The 11918-nt window shown below is 79.9% G+C and carries 8 protein-coding genes; 3 read left to right on the top strand and 5 right to left on the bottom strand.

Translation table 11 applies throughout. From position 1 onward, the window contains the following. Positions 1 to 17: 17 nt before the first annotated feature. Positions 18 to 335 carry a Rieske (2Fe-2S) protein gene (locus ACQPX6_RS26575; protein ID WP_433783700.1) on the bottom strand — a complete coding sequence of 106 codons (318 nt, stop codon included), beginning with the start codon at positions 333 to 335 and terminating at the stop codon, positions 18 to 20. Between the two features lie 108 nt (positions 336 to 443). Between ACQPX6_RS26575 and ACQPX6_RS26570 the strand changes: the two genes are divergently transcribed. Beyond that, positions 444 to 620 carry a hypothetical protein gene (locus ACQPX6_RS26570; RefSeq protein WP_433783698.1) on the top strand — a complete coding sequence of 59 codons (177 nt, stop codon included), beginning with the start codon at positions 444 to 446 and terminating at the stop codon, positions 618 to 620. Positions 621 to 650: 30 nt separating this feature from the next. Here the strand turns inward: ACQPX6_RS26570 and ACQPX6_RS26565 are convergent, their stop codons facing one another. The 4 genes from ACQPX6_RS26565 to eccD are packed head-to-tail and all read right to left on the bottom strand — an operon-like array spanning position 651 to position 5498. Then, positions 651 to 1406, bottom strand: coding sequence for a hypothetical protein (locus ACQPX6_RS26565; RefSeq protein WP_433783696.1), 756 nt, complete (start codon positions 1404 to 1406; stop codon positions 651 to 653). Continuing rightward, positions 1403 to 2620, bottom strand: a complete 1218-nt coding sequence (gene eccE, locus ACQPX6_RS26560) for a type VII secretion protein EccE (RefSeq protein WP_433783695.1) — start codon at positions 2618 to 2620, stop codon at positions 1403 to 1405. Before eccE ends, ACQPX6_RS26565 begins: the two co-directional genes overlap by 4 nt. Then, positions 2617 to 3939 (bottom strand): S8 family serine peptidase, encoded by a 1323-nt coding sequence (locus ACQPX6_RS26555; protein ID WP_433783694.1) that lies wholly within the window; start codon positions 3937 to 3939, stop codon positions 2617 to 2619. The genes eccE and ACQPX6_RS26555 overlap by 4 nt, the downstream gene beginning before the upstream one ends. Further along, the gene (gene eccD / locus ACQPX6_RS26550; protein ID WP_433783693.1) at positions 3936 to 5498 is read right to left on the bottom strand and encodes a type VII secretion integral membrane protein EccD; all 1563 of its coding nucleotides are present in this window, start codon (positions 5496 to 5498) and stop codon (positions 3936 to 3938) included. The genes ACQPX6_RS26555 and eccD overlap by 4 nt, the downstream gene beginning before the upstream one ends. 108 nt (positions 5499 to 5606) lie before the next feature. Here eccD and eccCa point away from each other — a divergent pair, with 108 nt between their 5' ends. Both eccCa and ACQPX6_RS26540 read left to right on the top strand, forming a co-directional pair. Continuing rightward, positions 5607 to 9764: a type VII secretion protein EccCa gene (eccCa, locus tag ACQPX6_RS26545; RefSeq protein ID WP_433783692.1), complete on the top strand. Its 4158-nt coding sequence runs from the start codon at positions 5607 to 5609 to the stop codon at positions 9762 to 9764. Beyond that, positions 9761 to 11875 (top strand): type VII secretion-associated protein, encoded by a 2115-nt coding sequence (locus tag ACQPX6_RS26540; protein ID WP_433783691.1) that lies wholly within the window; start codon positions 9761 to 9763, stop codon positions 11873 to 11875. The genes eccCa and ACQPX6_RS26540 overlap by 4 nt, the downstream gene beginning before the upstream one ends. The last annotated feature ends 43 nt before the right edge of the window (positions 11876 to 11918 follow it).

Genomic DNA, 11918 nt, shown 5'->3' with positions numbered 1-11918 from the left:
CTCGAGCGAGGTCGAGGTCAAGGGGCGACGCGGACCATCCCGTCGTCGTCGACGCGGCAGCGGTGCGCGACCAGGTCGCGGTCGCCGGGGTCGAGGCACCGGCCACTCGCCACGTCGAACGACCAGCCGTGGTTCGCGCACGTCAGGACGCCGTCGGCGAGCGTGCCGCGCTCGAGCGGCCACGCGCGGTGTGGGCAGCGGTTGTCGTAGGCGCGGGCCTCGCCGTCGACGTGCACCAGGAGCACGCGGGTGGTGCCGACCTGCACGGCGGTCATCCCGCGCTCGCGGAGCACGGCGAGCGGCAGGACCGGCTCGTCCTCGGCGTCGGGCACCACGCCCCCGCACGCTACCGGCGCACCGTCACGGGCCGTAGGAGTCGGCGGGCGCGGCGTGACCCGCTTGTCGGTGTGGGCGCGGTCACGGCCTCCGTAACGTCGATGGTCATGAGCGAGGACCCGGCGCAGGCGCCGCACCCCACCAGCGACGAGTTCGAGGGCCAGCAGAACACCGCGGAGCGGGTGAGCCCCGGCACCACCGCCGACGCGCCCGCCACCGATCCCGACCTCGTCGACACCGACCCCGGTGGTGGCCCCGCGCAGAACACGCACAAAGACCGCTGACGGGCACCCGCGCCTCCTTGGCGCGACGACTCAGTCGCCGCGGCGGACGGGGCCGAGGATCGCGGTCTCGCGGGGCCCGGTGACGAGGTCCACGCGCCGCCACAGGTTGCGGCCCAGCACCACGAGGCCGCGGTCGGGGAGGGTCCGCAGGGTCTCGGTCATCGCCGGCGTCAAGCGCCACAGCCGCCCGGCGAGCTCCGCCTCGTGCGGGGGCATGCGCTGGAGCAGCACGAGGTCGGCGTCGTCGGCGAGGTCGGACACCGCGGGCACGAGCGAGGGCAGCACGACGAGCGTGGTCTGGCGCGGACGCCGGGCCGCGCTCGAGCCGCGGGTGGTCGCGCCGCGGTCGTGCACGACGAGCAGCGGCGCCCCGCCGGGCACCGCGAGGTCGGCCGGGGGCTCGGGCACGACGCGCACCCCGGCCTCCGGGTCGTCCGGCTCGGCCCCGACCTCGGCGTCCTCCGGCTGCGCCGCGAGGCGCACGGACTCCCACGCCGGCGGGCGGCCCGTGACCACGACCGCGCGGATGCCGACGCCGACGGCGCGCAGCACCACCTGGCGGGCGAGGTAGAGCCCACCGAGGACGACGACGCGGGTCGGCGCCGGGCGCACGAGCGTCACGGCCACCGGCTCGCCGTCCGGGTCGGCGCCCAGCACCACGCCCGCGGGGCGCACGGGCGGCCCGAGGGCGTCGAGGACCGCGGGCGGCACCGAGAACGTGGGGGCGAGCTCGGGGTCGGCGCGCGTCGGGGCGGTGCGGGCCGACGGGCCCGGGGGCGCGGTCACGGCGCCGTGCCCAGCGGCAGCGTGGCGGCGAGCCCGGCGGCGTGCTGGCCGTCGAGGGGGTCGAGCGACACCCCGAGCGCGTGGCCCCGGGCGACCAGCTCGCGGCCGGAGACCTCGAGCGCGTCGGGGGTGTCGGCGGTGAGGCGCACGGTGCCGCGCAGGCCCACGGTGGCCGCGCTGGTGGCGTCCGGCTCCAGGGTGAGCGCCAGCGTGCACGTGCGCGCCGCGGTGGCGGTGAGGTCGGTGAGCCGCTCGGGGGCGGCGTCGGTGGGCCAGCGCGTCACGCCGAACGCCGCGTGCCCCACCTCGCCCACGACGACGGCCCGCCAGTGCTCCTCGAGCCGGTCGCCGGGGTCGGCCTCGGCGTCGGCAGCCTCGACGGCGGCGTCGAGGACCTCGTCGGCGGCGAGCGGGCGCACGGCCGTGTCGTGGTCGGCCAGCACGCGGGAGATGCGGGCGAGCGCGCCGACCACCGCCCGGTGCGCGCCGACGACCCCGCCGCCGCGCTCGGCCACCGCGTCGGGGCAGCGCGCCGGGTCCAGGCGCACCACCAGCCACGCCTCGCGCCGCGACACCGGGGGCAGCGGGCCGAGGACCTCGCGGTACGCCGCCGCGGCGGGCGTCTCGTCGGTGACGGGGCGGCAGTGCCACACGGCGCTGATCGCGTCGAGCACGACGCCGCGGTCGGCGAGCGTGCTGGCGAGCGCGGCGAGGGGGAACGACGCGACGCCCGCCGACGCGTCGCCGGCCACGAGCCCGGCGCCCCCGTCGACGCCGGTGGGGTTGAGGGCGAGCACGGCGCTCCAGCCGCCGGCGTGGCCGAGCAGGCCCACCTCGCGGCCGTCGTGGTCGCGGGTGCGGGCGACGGCGAGGTCGCCGGTGAGCAGGCGCAGCGTGCGCAGGCGACCGTCGGCGTCGACGCCGACCGGCTCGGCCTCCCGCTCGCGCACGCGCAGCCGGTAGCGCAGCGCCAGCCCGAGCCACTGCACCAGCCAGCGGCCCCGCACGCGCAGCAGGCCGACGAGCAGCGCCGCGGACAGCACGACGCCGGCGAGCGGGGCGAGCCCGCGGTCGAGGGCCACGAGGGCCACCGCCACGGCGAGCCCGGCCTCGAGGACCACCACGCCCGCCAGCGGCACCGGGCCGAGCGAGGGCCCCGCGGTGCGGCGGCGGGCGGAGAGCACCGGGCGCTCCCGGGACACGACGAGGCTCATCGCGCCCGCCGCCGACGCGCGAGCGCGACGACCCCACCGGCGGCGAGGACGGCCAGCCCGGTCACGAGGGCGACCACCCCGACCGGCGGAGCGGACGGCGGCGCCACCGCGGCGGGCTCGGGCCGCACCCCGGGCCCGGTGCGCGGCGCGCCCCCGCGCACCGCGGCGGCCGCGTCGAGGACGCCGTAGCCAACGGCGTCGTCGCGGGTCCCGGGCGCGAGCCCGGGGGTCGGGGCGGACGAGCGCACGAGCGCCGCGGCGATCTCGCGGGCGGGCGTCTCCGGCGAGCGCGCCCGCAGCAGGGCGGCGGCGCCCGCGACCCGCGCCGCGGCGAAGCTCGTGCCGACCAGGGGCGCGGACGCGCCGTCGGGCCCGGTGAGCGTGGTGGTCAGCCCGTCGCCGCGGGCCGCGAGCGCGGTCGGCGCGCGGCCGGGGGCGGCGAGGTCGACCCACGGCCCGGCGAGCGAGGAGGGGTCGGGCGCGCCGGCGTCGTCGACGGCGCCGACCACGAGGACGTCGTCGCCGAACCACGCGGGCACCGGGACGCTGCGCACCGGGCCGCCGGTGTTCGCCGGGCAGCCGGGCCCGCTGTTGCCCGCCGCGGCGACCACCACGACGCCCCGGTCGACCGCGTCGCGCACCGCGGCGCGCAGGGCGCCGAGGGCGGGCGCGGCGGCGGGGTCGGCGACCTGCTCGGGCGTGCGGCACGCGGCGAGCGCGAGCGTGAGGACGCCGACGTCCGGGGTGTCCGCGGCGTGGCGGACGGCGCGGGCGAGCGTCGCGACGTCGCCGACCCCGGGGCGCCCGTCGACGCCGAGGAAGGCGCTGGTCTGGCGCACCGCGAGCACCCGGGCGCCCGGGGCGACGCCCTCGAGCAGGTCGCCGGGCGCGGGCGCGGCGGCGAGCACCCCGGCGACGGCGGTGCCGTGGCCGTCGCAGTCGTCGAGGCCCGAGTCGCCGGCGACGAAGTCGCCCCCGTCGACCACGCGCCCGGCCAGGCGCGGGTGCGCGGCGACGCCGGTGTCGACGACGGCCACGAGCGCGCCCTCGCCCCGCCCGCCGCCCCAGGCGTCCGCGGGGTCGGGGCCGGGCGGGACGTCACCGAAGGCGGTGGCCCCTTCTCCGAGGGGCGGGGTGGCCGCCGGGCACGGCGCGACCGGGCGCGCGCCGGGGACCGCGTCCGGCGCCGGGTCGAGCGCGGCCAGCGCGGCGCGGTCGGGCGCGGGGGGCTCCGGGGCGGTCGACCCCGCGGCCGGCGGGGCCCCGGCGAGGAGGACGGCCACGGCGCACAGGCCCGTGACCAGGCCGGCGGGGCTCACAGCAGCCGCATCGCCGTGTAGAGGTCCATGACGGCCAGCGCCACCGGCAGCACCGCGGCGATGCCGATCGCCTCGGCGATGTCGACCGCGCGGCGGGCCACCGGCGAGAAGCGCCGCCGCGGGACCACGACGCCGAGCACGAGCGCGAGCGCGCCCGACCCGAGCGCGACGGCGGGCACCGCGGTGACCGCCACCGGCGCCGGGGCGACGAGCAGCCAGCCGACCACCAGCGCGGCGCCGGCGAGCAGCGCGCACACCAGCAGCGCGACGGCCTGCACCCCGTTGGCGTAGGTGCGCGAGCGCAGCCCCAGCAGGGCCGTGAGCAGGGCGGCGAGCACCCAGGCCGCGACCCCGCGCCAGCCGGCGACCGGCGCCAGGGCGAGCACCGCGACCGCGCCGGCGGTGACCGCGCCGCACCCCACCACGAGGCCGGAGAGCGCGGCGTGGGCGCGGTCGGCGCGGCGCTCGATGTCGGCGTGCTCGGCGACCCCGGGGTCGTCGGCGAGCTCCTCGGCCGAGCCGGGCACGCGCGGCAGGGGGAGCCGCGCGAGCGCGATGCCGGTGCGCGGGAGCAGGGCCGACGCGACGAGGGCGAGCGCCCCGGCCCCGGCGGCGATCCCGGCGCCGTCGCCCGCGTCGACGAGGGTGGCGAGGCCGGCCGCCACCGCCAGCAGGACGGTGGCGGTGAGCGCGCCGAGCAGCGCAGCGACGCCGCTGCGCCCGGCACTGCCGAGGGCGAGCAGGGCGGCGGCGGCCGTCGCGGCCGCGAGCGCCGCGCCGAGCAGCAGCTGCGGCGCCCCGGCCGTGGCGGCGAGCGAGGTGGCCGGCCCCGCGGCGCCCCACGGCACGGCCGCGACGCCGGCGGCGCCCGCGAGCCCCACGGCGCCGACGGCGAGGACGGAGCCCGCGCCCGGCTCGTCGACCACCCGCGTGCACACGGCGGCCAGCGCGAGCGCCGCGAGCGCGGCGACGCCGCCGACGGCCGCGGTGCCGAGGCCGCCGGCGGTGCCCGGACCCCGCCCGGCCACGACCAGGGCGAGCACCGCGACGGCGAGGCCGAGCCCGAGACCGCAGAGCCCGAGCACGCGGGCGGGACCCGGGCCCCAGGCCCGGTAGCTGGCGGGCGTCGCCTCGGCGACCGCGTCGACGACGTCGTCGAACAGCGGCGGCGGGGCCGCGTCGGCGCGACGGCGCAGCACCAGCTGGTCGCCGTCGAGGACGCCGAGCGAGGCGAGTGTGCGCGACGGGTCGACCGGGCCCTGACCGAGCGGCGCGAGGGTCCAGCCGCCCCCGCCGCGCGCCCCCGTGGTGCTCTCGCCGGTCATGTCGAGCAGGACGGGCAGCAGGTCCGCCAGCGGCACGTCGGGCGGGAGGGCCACGTCGACGCGCGTGCGCGGGGCCAGGACCGAGACGCGGCTGGCCGCGGCGACCGGGACGGCGCCGGCCGCGGCGGGCAGGGCCTGCCGTCCGGTGCCCACCGCGCGCTGCTCTCCCGTCGCGGGGCGGTCGGGGACGCCGGGCAGGGCCGGGCCGCGACCGGACCGGGTCGTGCCTGTCATGCGCTCCCTCCCGGTTCTCCGAGTCGGACCCGGCGCGGGCCGTGGCTCCCTAGTATGGCCGGACCGCCGGGGCCGGGTGGTGCGATCGCGGGAATGGGGGATGGGCCGGTGGGCACACGGGTGTTCCGGCGTGCGGCGCGCCCGGCGCCGCCCGCGGTGCCCTCCGGCGAGGTGCACCTCGAGGCCCCGCCGGAGATCCCCCGCGCCGTGCCCACCTCGCCGCTGCTGCGCCTGTTGCCGCTGCTCATGGTGGTCGGGTCGCTGGGCTTCATCGTGGTCATCGGGGTCGACAACCCGACCTCGTGGCTCTTCGGCGGCATGTTCGCGCTGTCGACGCTCGGCATGGTCGCGGGCGGTGCGACGCGCGGCGGCGGGCAGCGCCGGGCCGAGGCCGACGAGGACCGCAAGGACTACCTGCGCTACCTCGCGCAGATGCGCCGGCGGGCCCGCGAGACGGCCGTCGACCAGCGCCGCGCGCTGGAGTGGACGCACCCCGAACCGTCGGCGCTCGTGGGCCTCGTGCGCGGCCCGCGCATGTGGGAGCGCCGGCCGTCGGACCCCGACTTCGCGCACGTGCGCGTGGGCCGCGGCTCGCAGCGGCTGGCCACCGCGCTCGTCCCGCCCCAGACCGGCCCGGTCGACGAGCTCGAGCCCGTGTCCACCGTGGCGCTGCGCCGCTTCGTGCGCACCCACTCGATCGTCCCCGACCTGCCCACCGCCGTCTCGCTGCGCGCCTTCGCGTCCGTCGGCGTCACGGGCGGCGACATCGACGCGCGCCGCGGGCTGGCGCGGGCGCTGGTCGCGCAGCTGGTCACCGCGCACAGCCCCGACGACCTCGTCGTGGCCGTCGCGGCGACCGGGCCGGCGCGCGCCGCGTGGGAGTGGGTCAAGTGGCTGCCGCACGCCGCGCACCCCCGGCTCTACGACGGCGCCGGCCCGGTGCGCATGGTGACGTCGTCGCTGTCGGCGGTGGAGGCGTGGCTCGCGTCCGAGCTCGCCGGGCGGGGCCGCTTCGCCCGCGGGGCCGCCCCGGTCGCCGACGCGCAGCACGTCGTCGTGGTCCTCGAGGACGCCGAGGTCACCCGCTCCGAGCAGATCGTGCTCGAGGAGGGGCTGGCCGGGGTCACGCTCATCGACCTGTCCGACGCGCTGGGCACGCTGACCGCGCGACGGGGGCTGGCGCTGGTGCTGGGGGAGGGCGGGGAAGACACGGCCGACGGCGGCGCCCGCCTGGGCGCGCTGGGCCAGCAGGGCGTCGAGTGGTTCGGGCTCCCGGACACCCTGGGCGCGGCGGAGGCCGAGGCGCTGGCGCGGCGGCTGGCGCCGTGCCGCACCCCGGCGGTGGTCGGCGGCTCCGAGGAGGAGCCGCTGCTGACCAGCCCCGGCATCCTCGAGCTGCTCGGGGTCGACGGTGAGCCGGACACCTTCGACGTCGCCGCGGCGTGGCGTCCCCGCCCGGTGCGCGACCGGTTGCGCGTGCCGTTCGGCGTCTCCTCCGAGGGCGAGCCGGTGGAGCTCGACATCAAGGAGGCCTCGCAGGAGGGCATGGGCCCGCACGGCCTGTGCGTCGGCGCCACCGGGTCGGGCAAGTCGGAGCTGCTGCGCACGCTGGTGCTCGGGCTGATCACGACGCACTCGTCCGAGGCGCTCAACCTCGTGCTCGTCGACTTCAAGGGCGGCGCCACCTTCGCCGGGCTCGCGGGCGCGCCCCACGTCGCCGCGGTGATCACCAACCTCGCCGACGACCTGAGCCTCGTCGACCGGATGCAGGACGCGCTGGCCGGCGAGATGCAGCGCCGGCAGGAGATGCTTCGCGCCGCGGGCAACCTCGCCAACGTCACCGAGTACGAGCGCGCCCGCGAGAACGGGGCGCCGCTCGAGCCCCTGCCGACGCTGTTCGTCGTCGTCGACGAGTTCTCCGAGCTGCTGAGCCAGAAGCCCGACTTCGCCGAGCTGTTCGTCGCGATCGGGCGGCTCGGGCGCTCGCTGCAGATGCACCTGCTGCTCGCCTCGCAGCGCCTCGAGGAGGGCCGGCTGCGCGGGCTGGACTCGCACCTGTCGTACCGGATCGGGCTCAAGACGTTCTCCGCCGCCGACTCCCGCGCGGTGCTCGGGGTGCCCGACGCCGCGGAGCTGCCGCCGGTGCCGGGCTCCGGCTACCTCAAGGTCGAGTCCTCGACGATGATCCGCTTCAAGGCCGGCTACGTGTCCGGGCCGTACCGGGCGGCCGAGCGGGTCGCGCCCGACCCCTCCCCGCTGCCCCGCGAGATGCGGCCCCGCCCGTTCTCGGCGGGCTGGGTGGAGCCGGCGGCACCGACGGTGCTCGAGGCCGACGGGTCGGCACCCGGCGGGTACGTCGGCGACGGGGACGGCGCGGCCGGGCCGCCCGCGGTCATCGGGCCGCACGGGCCGGCGGGGGCCTCGGTGCTGCGGGGCGCGGGCGGCACGCCGTCGGTGCTCGACGTCGTGGTCGAGCGGCTGCGCGGCCAGGGACCGCCCGCGCACGAGGTGTGGCTGCCGCCGCTCACCGACCCGGCCACGCTGGACGCGCTGCTCCCGCCGCTGACCGAGACCCCGGACCGCGGCCTCACCGCGCCGGGCTTCCCGGCCAACTCCTCGCTCGCGGTGCCGGTGGGCATCGTCGACCGGCCCTACGACCAGCGCCGCGACGTGCTGTGGGCCGAGCTCGCGGGCGCCGCCGGCCACGTGGTGGTCGCGGGCGGGCCGCAGTCGGGCAAGTCGACGCTGCTGCGCACGCTCGTCACCGCCGCCGCGCTGACGCACACCCCGACCGAGGTGCAGTTCTACGCCGTCGACCTCGGCGGCGGGACGCTCGCCGGCCTGGCCGGGCTGCCGCACGTCGGCAGCGTCGCCGGCCGCGGCGAGCCCGACCTCGTGCGGCGCACCGTCGCCGAGGTCGCCGCCCTGCTGGCCGGCCGGGAGCGCTGGTTCCGCGAGGCCGGCGTCGAGTCGATGGTCGACCTGCGCGCGCGGCGGCGCCGCGGCGAGCTCGCGCCCGGCACCGGCGGCAGCGACATGCTCGGCGACGTCTTCCTCGTCATCGACGGCTGGCACGCCTTCCGCTCCGAGCACGAGCAGCTCGAGCAGACGGTGATCTCGCTGGCGACGGGCGGGCTGTCCTACGGCGTGCACGTCGTCATCGCGGCCAGCCGGTGGGCCGAGCTGCGGCCGGCGCTCAAGGACCTCATGGGCACGCGCTTCGAGCTGCGCCTCGGTGACCCGTCCGAGTCCGAGGTCGACCGCCGGGTCGCCGCGGTGGTGCCGGCCGGGCGCCCGGGCCGCGGCCTCTCGCGCGACAAGCTCCACGTGCTCACCGCGCTGCCGCGGCTCGACGGGGTCGCCGACGCGGCCGACCTGGGCCGGGCGACCGGCGAGCTCGCGGCCCGGGTCGCGGCGGCGTGGGGCGGGCCGGGCGCGCCGCGGGTGCGCCTGCTGCCCGACCGCATCGGCGTCGAGGCGCTGCCCGGACCCGACGAGGGACCGCCGCACCTGCTGCCGCTGGGCCTGTCGGAGGAGCGGCTCGCCCCGGTGCTGCTCGACGTCGCCGCCGACCCGCACTTCGTCTGCTACGCCGATGCCGAGTCGGGCAAGACGGCGCTGCTGCGGGGGCTTGCGCACCAGATCGTCACGCGCTACCGGCCCGAGCAGGCGCGGCTGATCCTCGTCGACTACCGGCGCTCGCTGCTCGGGGCCGTCGCCAGCGACCACCTCATCTCCTACACGTCCTCGGCGCAGGCGGCGGCGCAGGCGATGACCGAGCTCGTCGAGTCGCTGCACAAGCGCCTGCCCGGCCCCGACGTCACGCCCGCCCAGCTGCGCGCCCGCTCCTGGTGGACGGGCCCGGACGTCTTCGTGCTGGTCGACGACTACGACCTCGTCGCCGGCGGCTCCACCAACCCGCTCACCGCGCTGCTCGACCTGCTGCCCCAGGCCCGCGACGTCGGCCTGCACCTCGTCGTGGCCCGGCGCACCGGCGGCGCGGCGCGGGCGATGTTCGAGCCGGTGCTGGCGCGCCTGCGCGAGCTGTCCTCGCCCGGCATCGTCATGAGCGGCAGCCGCGACGAGGGCGTGCTGCTGGGCACCGTCCGGCCGGGACCGCAGCCGCCGGGACGCGGCTGGCTCGTCGGCCGGCGGCACGGTGAGCGCCTCGTCCAGGTCGGGTGGCGCGCGCCCGACCCGCCGATCACCGAGCTCCCGCGGGACACCCCCGACGCCCCGGACGGCACCCCGGACCCGGGCCCGTGAGCGACGGCCCGACGGTCGCCGTCGACCTCGGGGTGACCACGGTGGCCGCGGCGGTCGACACCGCGCCGCCGGCCGACCCCGCCGACGGGCGCACCCCGGCCGAGGGCCTCGACCCCGTCGACGTCCCCGGGGCCGCGGGGCCGGTCGACCTCGCGGCGGTGTTCGCCCCGGGCGACGGCTCGGCGCTGGTCACCGGGGCCGAGGCCCGCCGCCGGGCGCCCACCGACCCCGCCCGCTACGAGCCGACGCCGCGCCTGCGGGTCGACGAGGCCGACCTCCTGCTCGGCACCCGCGTCGTCGGGGTCGCCGAGGCTCTCGGCGCGGTGCTCGCCGGCGTGCTCGCCCGCGCCGGGCCGCTGCTGCGCGGTGGGCGCCCGCGCCACCTCGTCCTCACGCACCCGGCCGGCTGGGACGCCGGGCGGCGCGAGGTGCTGCGGCGCGCCGGCTCGGGACTCGCCGAGGAGCTCACGCTGCTCGCCGAGCCGGTCGCCGCCGCGGCGCACGCCGCGTGGATGCGCCCGCGCGCCGCCCGCCCCGGCACCCCGCGACCGCTCGCCGTCCTCGACCTCGGCGCGCGCGGTGCGGCCGCCACCGTGCTGGCGCCCGCGGCGGGGCGCTGCGGCGACGCCCGGGTGCTCGCCCGCCGCGCCGACGTCCGGTTCGGGGGCGACGACGCCGACGAGCTGCTGCTCGGCCACCTGCTGACGACGCTGTCCGACGAGCCGCTCGCCGCCGACCCCGAGGCGCGCCGGGGGGCCGACCGCGTCCGCGAGGTCGTCGCCGCCACCTCGCTGGCCGACCGCCGCCACCGGCAGGTCCTGCTCGACGACGTGCGGGCGGCGAAGGAGCAGCTCTCGGACGCCGAGCAGGCCGCGGTGCCGCTGCCCGGGCGCACGACGGCGTCGTGGCTGTCGCGCGGCGAGCTGACCGAGGTCCTGCGCCCGGCGCTGCGCGGGGTCGTCGACCTGCTCGCCGAGACCCTCGCCGACGCCGGCACGGGGCCCGACCACCTCGACGGCGTCTGGCTCACCGGCGGCGGCGCCCGGATGCCGCTGCTCGCGGCGCTCGTGCACCGCGAGCTCGGCGTGCCCGCCACCGTCGCGCCCGAGCCGCGCCTCGTGGTCGCCCGCGGGGCGCTCGTCGTCGCGCGGGAGGACGAGGCCCTGCGCCGGGGCGGGTCGGCGGTTCCGTCCCGCCCGGTGCCCCCGCGGGCCGCTCCGGTGCCGCCGCGCACCCCGCCCCCCGTGGCGCCGGTCTGGTCCCCGGCGCCCGCCGGCCCGCTGCTCGATCCGCCCACCACCCCGCTGCCGGTGGCGCAGCGGCCGGGGCGCCCGCCGGCGCCCGACCCGGAGCCGACCGACGACCTCGGTCCCCTCGACGACACCCCGACCTGGGTGACGCCCACGTCGCCGGGGTCGTCGCGGACCCCGCTCGTGCGCGTGGCGGACGCCGGGCCGGACCGACCCGGGGACGAGGAGGACGTCACCGCCCCGTCCGCGGCCGTCGCCGCCGACCCGCACCGCCTCCCGGCGCGGCGCTCGCGGCCCCCGGCGCCGACGCGCGGTCCGGTGGGCGTCGGCGCGGTGGTCGTCGCGCTCCTCGTGGTGCTCGCGCTGGTGACCGGCGTCGTGCTCGGGGTGCGGGCGCTGCGCGGCCCGACCGGCACGCCCACGGTGGTCGGGGGCCAGGTGTTCGTCGCGCCCGTCGGGTGGGTCACCGCCGGCGGCGACGCCGCCGCCCGCCGGGTCCTGCTGCGCCCGGCGGGCGCGCCGCGCGGCACCGACCTCGTCGCCGTGCAGGAGAACCCCCTCGACGCCGCGGCGGCCGAGGACCCCGAGCGCGCCCGGTCCCAGCTCGCCGCCCAGTACGAGGCCGCGCGGTCGGCCGGCGACCCGGTGTCGGGCTACGAGCCGGTGGCGGAGTTCGGCAGCCGCCCGGTGGCCCGGTACCGCCAGGACCCGGCGCCGGGCGTGCGCGTCGACTGGTTCGTCGTGCTCTCCACGCCCTCGATGGTCAGCGTCGGCTGCCGCCACGGCACCGACGACGCCGAGGCCCGCCGCGTCCTCGCCGCGTGCGCCCAGGTCGTGGAGACGCTCGAGCCCACGGGCTGACCAGCGGGGTCGCGAGTTTCCCCGAACGGCCACCACGGCGCGG

This window comes from Actinomycetospora sp. CA-101289, assembly GCF_050955895.1.
Taxonomy (GTDB): Bacteria; Actinomycetota; Actinomycetes; order Mycobacteriales; family Pseudonocardiaceae; genus Actinomycetospora.
This window is presented reverse-complemented; position numbering and strand designations above follow the sequence as displayed.

What these genes read in the sequence shown, in the direction of transcription:
- eccE (WP_433783695.1), bottom strand. Translation starts at nt 2,620, where the DNA reads ATGAGCCTCGTCGTGTCCCGGGAGCGCCCGGTGCTCTCCGCCCGCCGC.
- eccD (WP_433783693.1), bottom strand. Translation starts at nt 5,498, where the DNA reads ATGACAGGCACGACCCGGTCCGGTCGCGGCCCGGCCCTGCCCGGCGTC.
- ACQPX6_RS26570 (WP_433783698.1), top strand. Translation starts at nt 444, where the DNA reads ATGAGCGAGGACCCGGCGCAGGCGCCGCACCCCACCAGCGACGAGTTC.